Origin of the sequence: Spirosoma liriopis (genome assembly GCF_023196085.1) — a bacterium.
GTDB classification, from domain to species: domain Bacteria; phylum Bacteroidota; class Bacteroidia; order Cytophagales; family Spirosomataceae; genus Spirosoma; species Spirosoma oryzicola.
This window is the reverse complement of the sequence record NZ_JALPRF010000001.1, coordinates 1390046-1407628: the sequence shown is the minus strand read 5'-3', so window position 1 is coordinate 1407628 and position 17583 is coordinate 1390046. Positions and strand designations below refer to the sequence as shown.

At 51.8% G+C, this 17583-nt stretch carries 13 protein-coding genes; 6 read left to right on the top strand and 7 right to left on the bottom strand.

Features of this window, described 5'->3' with window-relative positions:
- Positions 1–115 precede the first annotated feature (115 nt).
- The gene (rnpA, locus tag M0L20_RS05805) at positions 116–508 is read right to left on the bottom strand and encodes a ribonuclease P protein component (RefSeq protein WP_248476067.1); all 393 of its coding nucleotides are present in this window, start codon (positions 506–508) and stop codon (positions 116–118) included.
- A 78-nt stretch (positions 509–586) separates the two neighbouring features.
- A complete protein-coding gene (rpmH, locus tag M0L20_RS05800; protein ID WP_162385660.1) occupies positions 587–754 on the bottom strand; it encodes a 50S ribosomal protein L34 in 168 nt (55 codons plus the stop codon).
- A 140-nt stretch (positions 755–894) separates the two neighbouring features.
- Between rpmH and M0L20_RS05795 the strand changes: the two genes are divergently transcribed.
- Both M0L20_RS05795 and M0L20_RS05790 read left to right on the top strand, forming a co-directional pair.
- Positions 895–2460, top strand: a complete 1566-nt coding sequence (locus M0L20_RS05795; RefSeq protein ID WP_248476065.1) for a M61 family metallopeptidase — start codon at positions 895–897, stop codon at positions 2458–2460.
- An 11-nt stretch (positions 2461–2471) separates the two neighbouring features.
- Entirely contained in the window at positions 2472–3986 is a 1515-nt protein-coding gene (locus tag M0L20_RS05790; RefSeq protein ID WP_248476064.1) for an amidase, read from the top strand.
- A 139-nt stretch (positions 3987–4125) separates the two neighbouring features.
- On the opposite strand, the gene M0L20_RS05785 is transcribed toward M0L20_RS05790, so the two are convergent.
- The 3 genes from M0L20_RS05785 to treF all read right to left on the bottom strand — a co-directional run bounded on the left by M0L20_RS05785 (position 4126) and on the right by treF (position 7685).
- Positions 4126–5310: an acyltransferase family protein gene (locus M0L20_RS05785; protein WP_248476063.1), complete on the bottom strand. Its 1185-nt coding sequence runs from the start codon at positions 5308–5310 to the stop codon at positions 4126–4128.
- A 120-nt stretch (positions 5311–5430) separates the two neighbouring features.
- Positions 5431–6051: a Cj0371 family chemotaxis-regulating polar lipoprotein gene (locus M0L20_RS05780; protein ID WP_232559907.1), complete on the bottom strand. Its 621-nt coding sequence runs from the start codon at positions 6049–6051 to the stop codon at positions 5431–5433.
- Positions 6052–6158: 107 nt separating this feature from the next.
- Positions 6159–7685 carry an alpha,alpha-trehalase TreF gene (gene treF, locus M0L20_RS05775; protein WP_248476062.1) on the bottom strand — a complete coding sequence of 509 codons (1527 nt, stop codon included), beginning with the start codon at positions 7683–7685 and terminating at the stop codon, positions 6159–6161.
- Between the two features lie 385 nt (positions 7686–8070).
- Between treF and uvrB the strand changes: the two genes are divergently transcribed.
- Entirely contained in the window at positions 8071–10092 is a 2022-nt protein-coding gene (gene uvrB / locus M0L20_RS05770) for an excinuclease ABC subunit UvrB (RefSeq protein ID WP_232559905.1), read from the top strand.
- A 142-nt stretch (positions 10093–10234) separates the two neighbouring features.
- A complete protein-coding gene (locus M0L20_RS05765) occupies positions 10235–10762 on the top strand; it encodes a DUF2911 domain-containing protein (RefSeq protein WP_248476061.1) in 528 nt (175 codons plus the stop codon).
- Positions 10763–10768: 6 nt separating this feature from the next.
- Here the strand turns inward: M0L20_RS05765 and M0L20_RS05760 are convergent, their stop codons facing one another.
- Positions 10769–11713 (bottom strand): alpha/beta hydrolase, encoded by a 945-nt coding sequence (locus M0L20_RS05760; RefSeq protein ID WP_248476060.1) that lies wholly within the window; start codon positions 11711–11713, stop codon positions 10769–10771.
- Positions 11714–11825: 112 nt separating this feature from the next.
- On the opposite strand from M0L20_RS05760, the gene lacZ reads away from it, so the two are divergent.
- Positions 11826–15095 carry a beta-galactosidase, LacZ type gene (gene lacZ, locus M0L20_RS05755; protein ID WP_248476059.1) on the top strand — a complete coding sequence of 1090 codons (3270 nt, stop codon included), beginning with the start codon at positions 11826–11828 and terminating at the stop codon, positions 15093–15095.
- Between the two features lie 229 nt (positions 15096–15324).
- Positions 15325–16476, top strand: coding sequence for a sigma-54-dependent transcriptional regulator (locus tag M0L20_RS05750; protein ID WP_232559901.1), 1152 nt, complete (start codon positions 15325–15327; stop codon positions 16474–16476).
- A gap of 31 nt (positions 16477–16507) precedes the next feature.
- Here M0L20_RS05750 and M0L20_RS05745 read toward each other — a convergent pair whose 3' ends face one another.
- Positions 16508–17578 carry a LuxE/PaaK family acyltransferase gene (locus M0L20_RS05745; protein WP_248476058.1) on the bottom strand — a complete coding sequence of 357 codons (1071 nt, stop codon included), beginning with the start codon at positions 17576–17578 and terminating at the stop codon, positions 16508–16510.
- Positions 17579–17583: the final 5 nt, after the last annotated feature.

The window sequence follows — 17583 nt, the reverse complement described above, 5'->3', positions numbered from 1 at the left end:
CAGAACCGGTTCAAGCCGTGAGTCTGAAAAATAAGTACCTAATAGGTAAAGGAATAGGTGAGTCTGATTTGGACAAAGTGCCCGCGTACGTACTACAACGGAGTAACTACCGAAATTACATTTTTTTCAGAGCTAATTTCATACCTTTTTCTATTTCTTCAAACGAAATAATCTGTTTGGCGGTATAAAGAAACGCAATGTAGGCAGGAGAGGACTGACCAGGGGGAATAAGGTGCTTGTTCAGGCGGTACGCTTCGCGAACGCGCCGACGGATGAGGTTGCGGTCAACAGCGCGTTTGAAGTTTCGTTTGCTTACCGTAATGACAATGGCGGGCAGGAGAGGCCCGTCCTGGTTATGGGGTTCGGGGTGCGGCAGATAAAGCATCCGAAACGGAAAAAGGTAGAACGTCCGCGCCGTCTGGGCGCTGGTCGCACTACCTTTCTTAAACAGTTCACCCAATATTTTTTTGCTGCAAAGCCGCTCCGATTTGGTAAAGGTTTGCTGCATAAAACGTTCGTAGTTTTCAGAAATCCGAGCGGTTGTCGCACTACGGACCGAAAACCAAATAACAGCTAAGTAAAACGATTAGATCTTAAAGCGTTCGCCTTTTTTCTCGTCCGAAACGGTCAGTTTGTGACGGCCTTTGGCCCGGCGTGCGGCCAACACTTTGCGGCCATTAGCGGTTGACATCCGCTCGCGGAAGCCGTGCTTGTTTTTCCGCTTCCGGTTCGATGGTTGGTACGTTCTTTTCATGATATATCTTCCTAAAACCCTTGTTTTCCAAATGAGTCCGCAAAGATAGGAGAATAGACGCAGTTTACCAAGCCCCTTTTCTGAAAAACGTTTTATCTTTAAGCGAGTTAGTTACTCAGTCACCCTTTCTGCTCGTGCCTATGCATTATCGTTTTTCTGCTGATCCAATTTTGCCTCATTATATTGCCGTTGACGCTCATCTAACCGGAATCCAGAACCAGTCTGAAGTGGAGTTGCAACTGCCTGCCTGGCGACCCGGACGATACGAATTGCAGCAATTTGCCAAAAATATTCAGCGGTTTGAGATTGTTGATAAGACCGGGCAGCCGTTACCGTTTCGGAAAACGACCAAAGACCGCTGGCTGGTCCATACAAATGGAGCTACAGAACTGACCATACGGTACAACTACTATTCGCTGTTATCGACACCTAACTTGCTCAACGCGGGCAGCAGTTTTATAAGCGATTCGCTGCTGTACGTCAACCCCGTCAATCTTTGTTTGTACGCGGAGGGGCGCATTGATGAGCCTTGTACGCTCGAACTGGCGATTCCTGACGGCTGGACAATTGCTTGTGGACTAGCGCAGGTCGACGAAAAGACGCTTCGTGCAGCGGATTTTTACGAATTGGTAGACTGTCCCCTAATCGCTGCCCCTGTTATACAGCACGTTCAGTACGAAGTCAGTGGCGTTTCGTTTCATGTCTGGATTCAGGGCGGTCGGCGGAGCGATGGCGACTACACGTTCGATGCCGAACGGATTATAGACGATTTCAGCCGCTTCTCGGAAAAGCAATTGGCGCTGTACGGTGAATTTCCCGAACAGGAGTACCATTTCCTGACGCTGGTATTGCCGGTGCCCTATTATCATGGTGTTGAACACCGCAATTCAACGGTATTGGTGCTCGGCCCGAACGACGAAGGCGAAGGCTTGTACGTTGATCTGCTGGGGGTATCTTCGCACGAGTTGTTTCATGCCTGGAACATCATTCGGATTCGGCCTACCGAGCTGTTACCCTACGATTTTACGAAAGAAAATTACTTTCCCACCTGCTTTGTGGCCGAAGGGGTCACGACTTACTACGGCGATCTGATGCTCCGGCAGTCGGGCGTTTTCAACGATGAAGCGTACCTCAAAGAATTGCAGGTTCTGTTCAAACGCCACTTCGAAGCGAACGGACGGGCGTTTCAGTCATTGGTCGAGTCCTCGTGGGATTTGTGGCTGGATGGCTACGACAAAGGCGTACCGGACCGTAAAGTGTCGGTTTATCACAAAGGAGCCATTGCGGCTTTGATTCTGGATCTGCACATTCGCCAGCGGACCGATCATGCCCGTTCGCTGGACGATGTGATGCGGATGATGTGGCAGCAGTTCGGCAAGCCGTTCGTCGGCTATACGCTGGATGATTACCGAACCATTACCGAAACCGTCGTGGGCGAATCACTGGATTGGTACTACGACTTGTGTATTTTCGGCAATCAGCCGCTTGAAACAAAACTAAACGAATACCTGGCCTGGGTTGGCTTAACGGTCCTGTATGAAGAATCAACGCCCGATACCGTCGGGGGAATTCGTTTGCTGGAACTCAACGACGCAACGGCCCGACAGCAGCGCGACCGCTGGTTCAATGGTTGGTTGACCGCGCCATCGTCGGGGGATATGCTATCAGAAGGGGCGGGTGACGATGTTATTGCGAAACAAGCGTAATCAACCGGACCATGCAGACCTCATCGACGCAGGCGCTTTCCTTTGACGAGTACGTTCAACGTGATGCAACGGCTTTGGCCGAACTCGTTCGAAACGGCGATGTCACACCCACCGAATTGCTTCAAACGGCCATTGCCCGCGCTGAAGCCGTGAACCCGCAACTCAACGCTATCGTAACGCCTTTGTACGAGAAAGGGCGTGAAATGGCTTCCCACTTACCTAAGTCCGGTCCTTTTCGAGGTGTACCTTTTTTGTTGAAAGACTTAGAGTTCGACTGGGCCGGAACACCCATGAAAATGGGCTGTCGGGGGTACCAGACTTATGTTTCGGCGATCGACAGCGAAGCGGTTCGACGCCTGAAAGCATCAGGGCTGGTCTTTTTCGGAAAGACAAATACACCCGAGTTTGGCCTGACGCCCTACACCGAATCAAAACTGTACGGTCCGGCAAAAAATCCGTGGAAGCTGACGCATTCGCCGGGTGGGTCGAGTGGTGGTTCGGCGGCAGCCGTAGCCGCTGGCATTGTACCGGCGGCTACGGCTTCGGACGGGGGGGGCTCGATTCGGATTCCGGCTGCATGCTGTGGTTTGTTTGGGCTGAAACCTTCGCGGGGGCGGGTCACGCTTGGACCTCGCTTCGGGGAGTTGTGGAATGGCGCAGTAGCAGGTCATGCCGTGACCCGTAGCGTCCGGGATAGCGCCGGACTGCTGGATGTGGTTGCCGGACCACTCGCCGGTGACCCGTACGGTATTGCTCCGCCCGAACGCCCCTTTACGGAAGAAGTAGGCCGGGAACCGGGCAAGCTCCGTATTGCCTTTTCAACGCAAACCCTTATCGAGTCGCAGCCCGTTGATCCCGAATGTGTAAAAGCGGTCCGGGAAACGGCTCGGCTGCTGGAAAGTCTGGGCCACACGGTAGAGGAGGTGCCGTTGCCCTACGAGAAAACAATCGTGACCGAAGCTTTTTTTGTCAACGTATTGAGCGAAACGGCGGCTACTTTGCGCGAACTGGGTCATTTTCTGGGTCGTCCTGTCCGGCGCGACGATGTCGAGTTGAACACGTGGGCACAGGCCCGGCTAGCCGAAGGGTTCTCAGCGGCTGATGTTGCTTTTCAGAAACGGCGCTGGAATTCGCTTAATAGAAACATGGGTAAGCTGCACGAAACCTATGATTTGTTCCTGACGCCAACGCTGCCACGACCACCCATTACGATCGGCACGTTTCAGAACACGGCTTCGGAGCAACGATTGCTCAAACTAGTCGATTCGCTGGGTGCGTTGAAATACCTGAACGGGAGCAAAACCGTGGAGGATCTGGCCGAGCGGTCATTAGGGTACATTTCCTTTACGGTAATCACGAACATGACCGGTCAACCATCTATGTCTATACCGTTACACTGGTCGCCCGACGGTCTGCCCATCGGCGTCATGTTTGCCGCCAAACTCGGCGACGAAGCAACGTTGTTTCGATTAGCGGGTCAGTTGGAGCAAGCCCGACCTTGGTTCAACAAACGCCCCGCGATTTAAGAGAATACTGTGGATCGAGTTGAAGTCGGTGGGGGCTCACCCACATACTGTGGTGTCGGTTTCTCAAAACCGACACCACCACAACCGGGGCTATGCTATACCGCTATGATTTGATCGAACTAACAAGTGACGATAGGGGCTAAACGCGTGCCGTTTGTGGCTTGACAACGGGTTTGTCACCGGGAGCAAAACGGTCTTTCAGCTTTAGGAACTGTTTCTCGAAATACTCGTACGAGAGCCAGGCTACCAACGTTGTCAAGGCGTAGCTGGTCACGTAAAGTAGGACGGAGAAACCGAAGCTGTACGGCATAAACTGCCGGATAACGTACAGGCACAGGACAATCGCGATAGGATGGTACATGTACAGCCCGTACGAAATCTTACCCATAAAGTTGCAAAGCCGGTTTTCGAGGTTGATCACCGAATTTGGGTTTGCGGCCAGGTTCATCAGCAGAAACACAAAGAACAGCGCGTAACCTTCGTAGTTTAATCCGGGAATCCGAACGCCCATCGCCAGCATGGTTGCCAGCACCGCATACACCAGCCACTGGACGGGTTTCTGATACAGGAAATTCAGAATCGGATGTTTCTTGAAAACCAGATACGCACCAATACCACCGATAGCCATCGTGCCGATGCGGAAGTGAGCCAGAAAATCGGAAATCAGCAACATCGTTGTACCCGCCTGTGGAGCCGTCGAGCCGGGACCGTACCGCAACCAGAAAAAGCCACCTGCCAGAACAAGAGCGACACTGGCCAAAACCAACAAGGTCCGGCGCGGACGCAGACTACCGATCAGCCACGGCCAGATGAGGTAAAACTGTTCTTCGACCCCGATGGACCAGGTATGCGAGCAAAGCGGCATTTCGTGGTACAGCGTCAGGGCAATGTTGGGCATGACGATACTAAAGAGGGCCAGTTTAGGCCAGAAATGGTCGTAGGCATATTCGGAGATACCGGGGATATGCAGCGCGGGAATATGCGGAAAGACAAAAAAGCTTAATCCGATAACCCAGAAATAAAGCGGCCATATCCGCAGTACACGTCGGATATAGAAGTTTTTGATATGAATCCGGCCCGATGACTGCTTTTCTGCCAGTAATAAATACGTGATCAGAAAGCCGCTTAGCACGAAAAACAAAGCAACACCCAAACGCCCGGCCTGGTAAACAACCGGGTGTTCGTCAGTCTTGGTAAATGTATCGGTATAGCCGAAGATCGTTTTAAATTGCTCGATATGATGGAACACCACCGACGAGGCTGCCAGAAAACGAACTCCGTTAAAACCACGAAAATAGACGGCAGAAGGATTGGTAGCCGACATAGTAACTAATTCGGTTCGGCCGTAAATATAGGCAAAAAGTCGCCTTGCTTGTACATCCTCTGTACGGAGAAAGGCCAGCGAACAAGGAACATTTGAGCAACTGGTTTGACAGCTACCGAGTTAGGACGAGAAGCCGCGACTGCGCCCACCGAAGAAACCGCTCCGCCCTCCCGATGGTCGTGTCGTACGCACCACGCGTGAGGTTCGTACATTCTCCCGAATCTGTTGGGAGCGTTCGTACTGACCCGGAGTCGTATAAAATCCGGACCCGTAGCGCCGTTCGTCGGCCCGGTACTGCGGAGCGGTCGAACGGCCCAGCATATAGCCCAATCCTCCCCAAAGCAAGGCATTGGCCAGACCGTTGCTGTGGTGAGCACTATAGGCACCAGGATTTTGGAGGTAGGTACGGGTCGACTGATCGGATTCAACCAAGCGTTTAGCCGCTTCGACGCTTAGCGTATCGCGGTGACCATCGTAGTAGTTGACAATCGCGCCAGCCTTGTCTGGGTCAGCCTGCTCTTCGTCCGTGATCTTGAAATTGCCCGGCGCTGTTTCCGTAATGTATGTTCGGACACCGCGTCGGAAGCTCGTTTCGGTTTGTTCGGTTTCATTCTCATCGCTCCGATTGTTACCGCAGCTTTGCAGTAAAGCCGAACCGTTGAGCAGGGCCAGGCTAAGTGTTGCGCTGAGTGTAATGTCTTTAACGCGTTTAAGAACGGTGTGTTTACGAAGCGGGGTCATAGATTAATAACGTTTGTGTACCCTAAACTAGCAGACGCTGAACAGGGTTGCAAATAGTTTGGTACGAACCGTTGAGAATGTCAATCAGCGGTTGTAAGGGCGGACGATCACGAACGGGTATGGACGTCTTTCGCTAATGCAAGGTATACGCCATTCGTCCAGCCGAAGCCATCCTGGTTCGGATATTTTCCCCCGCCCGTTGTCAACGAGGCATCCACGACGTTGTATTTCTCGGTCATCTTACCAGTCGCTTTAAACACTTTATCGTTCAAAGCCAGCCAGCGGTTACGGCCTTCCTGGGCTGTTTCGACGAAGCCATAATTCAGTAAACTCTGGTAGACGATCCACTGCAAGGGTGCCCAACCATTCGGCCAATCCCACTGCTGGCCGGTCTGATTCAACGTTGTTACCCAGCCGCCCGCTTGCAGAAAATCGGCTTTCAGGCGGTCATGAATCCGGCGGGCCTGTTCGGGAGTAGCTAGTTTAAAAAAGAGAGGAAATACACCCGCCAAAGTGATAGATGGGGTTTGCTGCTGAGCAACAATGTCGTAATCATGAAAAAAACCTGTCTCTTCATTCCAGAACAAGCGCTGAATGGCCTGTTGCCGCTGTTGAGCTAGTTCTCCATTGAAAGGCTCCGAGGTGCTGCTTTGGGCGCTGTTATCGTGCAATACGGTTTCCAGAAAATAAAGCAGGCAGTTTAAATCGACAGGTATAATGTCGGTAGTATGAATGGAAGGCATCGTTTTTCCATCGGCTAACCACCGGCTTGTAAAGTCCCAGCCCGACTCACAGGCGGCCCGGACGTGCTGATGCATAGCCTCGGCATCGACGCCAAGCCGCCGGGCTTCGTTCCCCAATTCAAACTCTACCCGGTAGGCTTCGGGACGAGGTGTCGTTAGGGTGTCCCAGTAACGGTTGAGGACCGTTTGATCATCGATTCTGACTACCCGCTGATGAACGGATTGGTCAGCGGTGAGTTCTGCCCGACCCGTCATCCAGAAGTTGTACTCCTGCTGAAGTTGTGGTCGGTAGCGACGTAGCGCGTCTTCCCCGTCAATCTCGGCGAGTAATTGTACCATCAGCGCAAAAAAAGGCGGCTGCGAGCGACTCAAAAAATACGTCCGGTTGCCATTGGGAATATAGCCGAATGTGTCGATCAGAAACGCGAAATTATCGATCATTCCTCGGATCAACTCCGCGCGTCCAGCCTCCTGCAAACCCAGCATTGTGAAGTATGTGTCCCAATAAAAAATCTCCCGGAAGCGGCCACCCGGTACAATGTAAGGATGCGGTAGAGGAACACGGGAACTACCTTCCACGGCGGTATCGGCAGGTCGAGTGAGTCGTTCCCACAAGCGATTGATGTGTTCGGCGGTAGATAGCGTCGTATCGCTAACGTAATTGCTGGCTGTTTGGTCGGGAACAAGAAAGTTGGCGCGCACGAAAGCTTCCAAGTCAAAACCGGACTTTACTTTTTCCGTCTCGTACCAGGACAGAATGTCGGCGGGAGGAAACTTGGGAACGCTATCGACAAACGTTTTGGAATCGATAAAAACGGGTTTCAACTGTACGTCGTGAAACAGATCACCGAAAAGTTGATCAGGGGATGGAAGTTGCGGTTGGTTCGTCAAAACAGATAGAGACAATTTACTGTAGAACTAGAGTAATACGTTTGGCCGGAACGGAATGGCAGTCAGAAAAGCGTTTCAATTCATGCTACCACATTCTATCAACCCGTGCCGAGCCAAATCGTCCCCAGTCGAGGGCTGTTTTTGCGTGACGGGCTCGCCAAACTGCTTCTATTTTAGTGAGTTTTATTGCTTTGCGCGCTAATCTGGCGTCTGTTGGACGGGACAAGAGTGGCCAAAATTGTGTTATAGAAAAGGAATTCGTGAGGGGAGGATTCGTAACCGCTCACTACCGCTGAATCGTATCTATCGTAAAGCCGTTGTTTGAAGAGCCTCCTTGTAATCCAGTCCTGAATTTTGTATCTTAGCCAGATTATCAGCTCGACTAATGAACTTTAAACTAACCTCAGAATTTCAACCCACTGGCGATCAGCCGAAGGCCATCGAACAATTGGTCAAGGGTGTAAGAGAAGGTGAAGCGTCGCAGGTGTTGCTTGGGGTAACGGGTTCCGGAAAGACGTTTACGGTCGCCAATCTGATCGCGCAGACCAACCGCCCAACGCTGATTCTTAGCCATAATAAAACGCTGGCCGCCCAGCTCTACGGTGAGTTCAAACAGTTTTTTCCCGAAAACGCCGTCGAATATTTTATCAGCTACTACGATTATTATCAACCGGAAGCCTATATCGCTACGACCAACACGTACATCGAAAAAGACTTGGCGATCAACGAAGAGATCGACAAGCTACGGCTGGCGGCAACGTCGGCCCTGATGAGCGGTCGGCGCGATGTGATCGTGGTCGCGTCGGTGTCGTGTATTTACGGCATGGGTAACCCCGAAGAGTTCAAACGGAATGTGGTGCGCATTGGCGTGGGTGAGCAGATGAGCCGCAACCAGTTTTTGCACCAGCTTGTCGGCATTCTTTACAGCCGGACCGAAGGTGATTTTCAGCGGGGGAATTTCCGCGTAAAAGGCGACACGGTCGACCTGTTCGTTGCCTACGCCGATTTTGCCTACCGGGTTATTTTCTTCGGTGACGAAATCGAAACCATTCAGCGGATCGACCCTTCGACGGGTAAGAAAATCTCGGAAGAACGCATCGTAACGATCTTTCCGGCTAATCTATTCGTGACGGGTCGTGATACGCTGAACAGCGCCATGTATGAGATTCAGGACGATCTGGTGTCGCAGATTCGTTATTTCGAGTCCGATTTTCGGGAGCAGGAAGCGACGCGCATCAAAGAGCGCACCGAGTTCGATCTGGAAATGATGCGGGAGCTGGGCTACTGTTCGGGTATTGAAAACTACTCGCGGTATTTTGACCGGCGGCAACCGGGTCAGCGCCCGTTCTGTCTGCTCGATTATTTCCCGGACGATTACCTGCTGGTTGTTGACGAAAGTCACGTCACAATCCCTCAGATTCGGGCTATGTGGGGGGGTGACCGTTCGCGGAAAACGGCGCTGGTCGATTACGGATTCCGGCTGCCCTCGGCGATGGATAACCGACCGCTCACGTTCCAGGAGTTTGAAGATTTGTCGGGACAGACGATTTACGTGTCGGCTACGCCTTCCGATTACGAATTGCGGAAGAGCGAGGGTGTGGTTGTCGAACAGCTCATCCGGCCAACGGGGCTACTCGATCCGGAAATCGAAGTGCGGCCTAGCCTTAACCAAATTGATGATCTGCTCGAATCCATCGATGGCCGGATCAAAAACGGTGAACGTGTTCTGGTGACGACTTTGACCAAGCGCATGGCCGAAGAGCTGACCAAATACCTGGATCGGGTCGGTATCAAAACGCGGTACATTCACTCGGAGGTGAAAACGCTGGACCGGGTCGAGATTCTGCGGGATTTGCGGTTGGGTAATTTCGACGTACTGGTTGGGGTAAACCTGCTGCGCGAAGGGCTCGATTTGCCGGAAGTGTCGCTGGTAGCGATTATGGATGCCGACAAAGAAGGTTTCCTGCGTGACATCCGGTCGCTGATTCAGACTATAGGACGGGCGGCCCGAAACGCAAACGGCAAAGTGATCATGTATGCCGACACCATCACCGGCTCCATGCAGAAAGCCATTGACGAAACTACCCGTCGTCGGGCGATTCAGATGGAGTACAACGCGGATAACGGCATTACGCCGACGACGGTGCTGAAATCCCGCGAGGCAATCATGGGACAAACTAAAGTGGCCGATTCGAAAGCGAAACATTTCTACGTCGAGCCGGAAGAAATTCGGATTGCTGCCGATCCTGTGGTGCAGTACATGGGCAAGGGCGACCTGGAAAAAGTGATCAACGAAACCCAGGCCAAGATGGAACGTGCCGCCAAAGATCTCGACTTCCTGGAAGCGGCCCGTCTGCGTGATGAGTTGTTTCAGTTACGCGACAAGCTAAAGAAAGAAATGGCTTAATAGTCCGAATAGCATTGGGTTAGTGGCCGGTTGAATCCCGCTGGTCAATCCGTGCAACAGCAAGTAATATAGTTATATGATGGCTGGGAGCCTGCAAGAACTTTGTATCTTGCAGGCTCCCAGTATTTTATCCCACACAGTCATGCGACGCGTTCTTATTATTCTTGCCAGTATTGCGGCTATCCTGCTTATCGGCTTTTTTGTACTACGAACCTTAACAAAATCGAGCAGTCCCGAAGCCGTAGCTCAATTCAACAACGACGGCCTTACAATCACTGTAAACTATTGCCGACCTTACAAGAAAGGCCGGGTAATTTTTGGTGGACTCGTACCGTACGGGAAAGTATGGCGTACCGGTGCCAATGAAGCCACCGTGATTCGGTTTGATCAGGATGTGGTGATTGCCGGAAAACCGTTGAAAGCCGGAAGCTATTCGTTATGGACCATTCCTGAACAAGAAAAGTGGACCGCTATTTTTAATAGCGAAACAGGCCAATGGGGCACCAACTACGATCAAACGAAAGACGTGTTGCGGGTACCCATTGACGCACAATCTCACAAGCCAACAGCTGAGCAGTTTTACATCGATTTTATGAAAAAACCGGATGGCGCAACTATGCAGTTGGTCTGGGACGAAACCGAAGCCGTCGTCCCTATTCAGAAGCAGTAACGTTGTCTACCGGTGAAAACCTGCGCCAACGAATTTTAAGGCATCTGGCAGACCAGAGCGCCAATAACTCCACGTATGCGCACCATCGCGGACGCGGTATTCATGCGGAATTTTGCGATCCAGCAAGGCAAGGTGCAACATGGCGTTCCCAACCGTCAGGGCATCGTCGTCGCCACAATCAATGTACCAGCGCACTTTGGTTAGGTCCCCTTCCGGTGCTGATTTCGCCAGATTGATCGGGCTGTTGCGCTTCCAGGTGACCGTTAGCCGATCTTCGCCTTTGGCTGGACCACTGAATATGGGTGCAAAAACCGTGTTGTACCGTTCGTCAGGAATGGCGACAAAGCTTTCGTCAGTGCGAATTCCGGCGCTCATCGCGGCACAGGCACTGAACAGCTCGGGATGGTGCATGGACAAGGTTAGCGACCCGAAACCACCCATCGATAAGCCGGAGATGGCCCGAAATTCGCGCTGGGTACGGGTCCGAAACATGGAGTCGATGTGCGGAATAAACTCCTGCACAAACATATCCTCGTAGCGAACCTTGTTCTGGTAATCGTTCACGTAAAAAGTAGCGCCTGCGTCGGGCATCACGATAATCATGGCCGGTAGTTCGCCCGACCGGATACCCGCATCGACGATACGGTCGGCTTCACCAAATTGTATCCAGCCAGTTTCGTCATCGCCGTAGCCGTGCAACAGGTAGACGACCGGATAGCGTCGGTTCGATGTGTAATAATCGGGGGGAAGATAAATAGAGAACTTAACGCCCCGGTTCAGGATCGAACTGTTCAGAACCATCCCTTCCAGCAGGCGCGTCTGCGGAGCGGGTACAACCGGAACAGGACCGTTTGCCTGCGGATTGGTTAATTGAGCGCGTCGGCGCGACTGAGCCGATGCGATAAACGGAAGAGTGAACAGAAAACAAAGCAGTAAACGGCGAAAAATCATAAGTTTCAGGTGGTAAGGCAGTTAATTTGTGGAGAATTTTGTCGGTCGTAGAAACCTGCGGGTTATTCTAGCGTCTTTTCTGCAAATATCCTTTCTCTTAAACGTGCTGCGTATGCATAAACGCTTACTAGTCTCTCTTTTTTTAGTCAACTTAACCGCTTCGACTTACGCCCAGACGCTTCCTGATTGGGAGAACCCAGCGGTAATCAGTCAAAATACCGAGAAACCCCACGCGACCCTGGTACCCTTCGCTACCGAGCAGCAAGCGTTAACCTCAACCGACTGGCGTACGTCACCGTACGTCAAGTTGCTCAATGGCACCTGGAAGTTTCGCTGGTTGAAGCATCCCAATCAGGTTCCCGGTGATTTTTACCAACCCAGTACGGACGACAAAAGTTGGGATAATCTGCCGGTTCCTTCCAACTGGCAAGTAGTGGGTGCGCGCGAAGGTAGACCCTACGACCGTCCCATTTTTACGAATATCAAACACCCGTTTCCCGTTACGCCACCGCGTATAACATCGGATACGAACGCCGTTGGTTTGTATCGCCTGCGGTTTACCGTCCCGGCTACTTTTCAGGATCGGGCTGTGTTTCTGCATTTTGCGGGCGTTCAATCGACCTGTCGGGTTTTTCTGAATGGACAGCCGGTCGGCTACCACGAAGATAGCATGACACCGGCCGAATTTCTGGTTACCGATAAGCTCAAAACGGGAGAAAATCTGCTGGCCGTAGAAGTGATCAACTGGTCGGATGGGAGTTATCTGGAAGATCAGGATTTCTGGCGAATTTCAGGGATTTTCCGCGATGTATTCCTGTACGCAACGCCCACGACCTACCTGCGCGACCTAGCCGTAACAACGGATCTGGACAACCAGTATCGTGATGCCACTCTGAAAATAACGGCTAACGTGCGCTCGTTTTCGACAACGCAAGTGCCTTACCAATTGAAAGTTACGCTGTACGATCCCAAGCGAGCTCTTGTTTTTTCGGAAACCCTCAATTCAGAGAGTGCAACGAATACCGGGCAGGAGTCGATGGTTCGGCTGAGTAAAGAAATAAAAGCGCCCGCGCTCTGGAGCGCCGAATCACCAACGCTGTACACATTGACGGTTCAGCTAATGGGATCGGATGGAAAAGCCGTGGAAGCCATTAGTCAGCGCGTTGGCTTCCGGGAAATGACCTTGACCGGCGGGCAGTTGCTGGTAAACGGTAAACCCGTTACGTACAAAGGCGTTAACCGGCACGAGTTCGACCCCACCACCGGGCGGGTGATTGGCCGTGAGTCCATGATTCAGGATATCAAGCTTATGAAACAGCACAACATCAATGCTGTACGCGCATCACATTATCCGAACGTAACGGACTGGTATGACCTCTGCGACGAGTATGGTTTGTACGTTATTGATGAAGCGAACATCGAAAGCCACGATTTATGGTCAAAAGGGCAATCCCCTGCTGACAAACCCGAATGGCGTGATGCGTTCGTAGCACGGGGGCGGGCCATGGTCGAGCGCGACAAAAATCACCCATCCATCGTCATCTGGTCGTTGGGTAACGAAAGCGACATGGGGCAAAACTTTCGCGACATGGCCGATATTATCCGGCTGATCGACCCAACGCGACCTATTCATTACGAAGGTCGTAAACCCTACACGGGCACATCGCTGACCAGCTTCGACATCATTTCGACGATGTATCCGACTGTGGAGGATATGGTTAAATTGATGGAAAAAGATCCGTCGCGACCTGTTATTGTCTGCGAATACGCGCACGCGATGGGCAACAGCGTCGGTAATTTGAAAGAGTACTGGGCGGCCATTGACAAGTATCCCCGGATGCAGGGTGGGTTTATCTGGGATTGGGTTGATCAGGGGTTGCGGCTAAAAAACAAAGCGGGAAAGGAATTTACGGATCACATCAATTACATCGACGGAGCCAATGCCGGAGATGGGTTGGTCAACCCTGACCGCCAGCCGCAACCGGAGATCAACGAAGTAAAGCTCGTCTACCAATACGTGAAACTAACGACGCCAGCGGCTTTGTCGGTCAGTCAAATTCAGACCGATGGTTCCGTTAAAGTAAACGTGCGCAATACCTACGATTTTCAGTCGCTCGAACCGTTCCGATTAGAGTGGGAAGTTATTCGGAATGGCGAGGTTATTCAGCGGGGTGGTGAAAATAATCTTGTCGCTAAGCCCGGTCAGACACAGGTAATAACGTTGCCGGTACACATCAGCGAAGTTGTCGATATGCGGCAGGTCACTGGCAATGCCCGTGCTGTTCCTGCTCCTGGCGCATCGCTGGTGAGCGAATACTTCCTGAACGTAACTATCCGGCTTAAGCAAGCAACCAGTTGGGCTCCGGCGGGCCATGAGGTGGCGTCGGCTCAGTTTCCGATAATAGCCAAGCCTGCGGTACAGCCAGTTGTAGGGATGAACCGGATTCCGGCGCTCAAGGTGGTACAGTCGCCGAAGGCCGTAACCGTTCGGGGAAAAGACTTTACCGTGGTGTTCGACAAAACGAGTGGTGCGTTGACCCAGTGGCTGTTCAGAAACAAGAACCTGATCACAAAAGAACCTCAGCCAAGCTTATGGCGGGTACCGACCGATAACGATGAAGGAGGTGGAGACCGTTCGTTCGCGGCCCGCTGGCGTCAGGCAGGTCTGGACACGATCAAAGCACACTCGGTTGATGTCAAGGTAGAAATCCGGCCACAGCTGGTGCGCGTTAGCTGCACAAATGAATTGACGGCTAAAGACGGTACTCTAACGCAGGAGACCGAGTACCTTGTTTACGGAACGGGCGACGTGCAGATCACAACCAGCTACAAACCTTCGGGAACGCTTCCGCCCTTGGCCCGGATAGGCATGCAGTTTCAGTTGCCGGCAACCCTGAATAACCTCAAATGGTACGGACGTGGACCTTTCGAGAGTTATGCCGACCGGAAAGATGCTGCCAAAGTTGGATTATACGAAAGTAAAGTAGCTGACCAGTTTTTTCCGTATACCATGGCGCAGGAGAACGGCAATAAGACCGACGTTCGCTGGGCCGAACTGACAGACGGCTCGGGCGTTGGTTTGCTGATCATGAGTGATCTAACGACCCCTGCGTTGCTGAACATCAATGCGCGGGACTACACCGATCAGGCGTTACTGAAAGCAAAACAGCCCGAAACGCAGGAAGTAGAGCGGGGTAATGTAACGGTAGTCAATGTGGATATGGCACAGATGGGTTTGGGGGGAGACGATAGTTGGAGTCCACGCGTTCATTCGGAATACCAGTTGCCGGCAAACAAGACCTATACCTATTCGTTTCGAATGCGTCCGGTTGATGCGCGTACCAATGTGGCTCAGGTAATTGGCCTGCCATTACCGCGTTGAAACTACCCTACGGCGTTGGATGCGTGATTGCTCAACAATTCGTTAATCGTTTGGTGCACCCTTGAATAAATTGGATAACGATATACAAACCCGGTGAGTAATTACTTAGTCCTTAGATACTTTGTAACCATGTACTACAAATCCTTTATTACGTAGCTTTGTAGTTGTTAAGACAAAATTGCTATTTTCGTTTTCGTGCTCCGGCACAACACAAACTATACCCATACGGATGGCTAAGTTGATTATCGTCGATGACGAGAAGAGCATTCGGGCTGCTTTGCGCGATATTTTAGAATACGAAGGCTACGAAGTAGACGAAGCCAAAGACGGCGAAGAGGGCTTGGATATGATTACACGTACGAACTATGATGTAGCGTTGTGCGATATTCGTATGCCTAAAATGGACGGGCTGGAATTACTTATGAAAGCCCACGAAGCCAGTAAAGGCACTCAGTTCATCATGATTTCGGCCTACGGAAACGTAGAAAATGCGGTTGAAGCAACCAAGCGGGGGGCGTTTGACTTCATTACCAAACCACCCGATCTCAACCGTTTACTCATTACGGTTCGTAATGCCATCGAACGGTCTAAATTGGTACAGGAGACAAAAACGCTTAAAAAACGAATTTACAAACTCAATGAAATTGTTGGTGACTCGGCACCCATCCGGCGCGTCAAGGAAACAATCAATCGGGTAGCGGCAACCGAAGCCCGCGTACTTATTACCGGGCCGAATGGATCGGGTAAAGAGATGGTTGCCAAGCAAATTCACGAAAAAGGAAGCCGTTCGGCTCAGCCACTCGTCGAAGTGAACTGCGCAGCAATTCCCGGTGAACTGATCGAAACCGAACTCTTCGGACACGAAAAAGGTGCTTTTACCGGAGCGACTGCCCGGCGAATCGGTAAGTTCGAGCAGGCCGACGGGGGAACGCTTTTCCTCGATGAGATCGGCGATATGAGCCTGTCGGCGCAGGCGAAGGTGCTGCGGGCGTTGCAGGAAAACAAAATCACGCGCGTTGGCGGAGACAAAGAAATCAAAGTCAATGTACGCGTAATGGCAGCTACCAACAAAGATCTTCGGCAGGAGATTGCCAATGGTAACTTCCGCGAAGACTTATTTCACCGGTTGAGTGTGATCGTTATTCACGTACCGCCACTGGCCGAACGTCGTTCTGATGTTCCTTTACTAACGGATAAGTTTCTGCACGACATTGCCACGGAATACGGCTCTGCCCCCAAAGAGCTTACGCCCGATGCCATGACTTATCTGGAGTCGCTGCCCTGGACGGGTAACGTTCGCGAGTTGCGCAACGTCATTGAGCGGCTGGTGATCATGTGCGGTGATGAAATTACGCAGGAAGACGTAAAAGCATACGCTTAATAGTGACGGGGCTACCAGTCCGGTGGCCCCGTTATAGAACCATCAGGTTGCAGCCCCGCACATCCGAATTGTCGAATCGGCCAATTACCTGGAAATTCCTCTCGCTTCCCACGTACTGCCCTAAGTCCTGTGTCTCGATGAATGCGCAGGAGTCCAGATTAGCCAGATCAATAACGTTAATGCCGCCGGTCCGTTTGTAATCATCGGGATAGATCAAGAAGGGATCGTTGATGTCGCGTAGCAGTATGCGTAGGGTAGGGCTTGGTTCGAATACTCCGCTTCCCGACGAGTAAGCCTGTGATAGCAGTTCGGTCATGCCGTATTCGGAGTGAACGCGCTGAATTCCGAGCTGGTCGGTTAGTATAGTGTGGACTTCTTCACGCAGCAACTCCTGACGACGCCCTTTCATACCGCCCGTTTCCATAACAATCAGGTTTGGGTTGCCTCCCAGAAACGACAAATCCTCACCCGACTCAGCCCAATCGAGCAAACCAAACGTAACGCCGATCAGCAGAATTTTTTTCTGATCCGGTTCTTGCGTAAGTTGCCGGAGCTGTTCGGTCAATTCGTCGTGGTTGTGCAGGAAAAAACCGGATTTTTCGGAACCCGTTTGCGCGATAAATCGCTGAACCATATACACCAGCGACGAGTTATTTCGTTCAAGGTAGGATGGCAGTAATGCCACTATGTGAAAGTTACTGAGCGGTCCGTACGTTTGCTCAAAAATGCGGGTGCTGACAGCATTGTACAGATCCGGGTCCGGCACATAATGACGACTGGTTTGCTCGCCCGTTGTTCCGCTGCTGGCAAAGGTTAGCGTATCTGACAGTGGTTGAGCATTCGCTGGAAAACCGCTGAGGATCGTGTGCTTTTTGAAAAAACCAATAGGCATGAACGGCACCCGACGCAGTTCGAAAATCTGATCAGGACGAACGGCGAGGTGCGCTAAGTAATTCCGATAAATAGGGTTGTGCACAGCCTGGTACCGAAAGACGGCCAGAGCGAGTTGCTCGAACTGATGTTGATCCGACGGGCGTAAGTCGGTCGATAAAAGCTGTTGGCGAAGCGCTTGCCGTGCCGAAACAGCCTCGGGCGAAAGCATTGATA

Coding starts and splice junctions, on each gene's coding strand:
- rnpA (WP_248476067.1), bottom strand. CDS start 508: ATGCAGCAAACCTTTACCAAATCGGAGCGGCTTTGCAGCAAAAAAATA.
- rpmH (WP_162385660.1), bottom strand. CDS start 754: ATGAAAAGAACGTACCAACCATCGAACCGGAAGCGGAAAAACAAGCAC.
- M0L20_RS05795 (WP_248476065.1), top strand. CDS start 895: ATGCATTATCGTTTTTCTGCTGATCCAATTTTGCCTCATTATATTGCC.
- M0L20_RS05790 (WP_248476064.1), top strand. CDS start 2,472: ATGCAGACCTCATCGACGCAGGCGCTTTCCTTTGACGAGTACGTTCAA.
- M0L20_RS05785 (WP_248476063.1), bottom strand. CDS start 5,310: ATGTCGGCTACCAATCCTTCTGCCGTCTATTTTCGTGGTTTTAACGGA.
- M0L20_RS05780 (WP_232559907.1), bottom strand. CDS start 6,051: ATGACCCCGCTTCGTAAACACACCGTTCTTAAACGCGTTAAAGACATT.
- uvrB (WP_232559905.1), top strand. CDS start 8,071: ATGAACTTTAAACTAACCTCAGAATTTCAACCCACTGGCGATCAGCCG.
- M0L20_RS05765 (WP_248476061.1), top strand. CDS start 10,235: ATGCGACGCGTTCTTATTATTCTTGCCAGTATTGCGGCTATCCTGCTT.
- M0L20_RS05760 (WP_248476060.1), bottom strand. CDS start 11,713: ATGATTTTTCGCCGTTTACTGCTTTGTTTTCTGTTCACTCTTCCGTTT.
- lacZ (WP_248476059.1), top strand. CDS start 11,826: ATGCATAAACGCTTACTAGTCTCTCTTTTTTTAGTCAACTTAACCGCT.
- M0L20_RS05750 (WP_232559901.1), top strand. CDS start 15,325: ATGGCTAAGTTGATTATCGTCGATGACGAGAAGAGCATTCGGGCTGCT.
- M0L20_RS05745 (WP_248476058.1), bottom strand. CDS start 17,578: ATGCTTTCGCCCGAGGCTGTTTCGGCACGGCAAGCGCTTCGCCAACAG.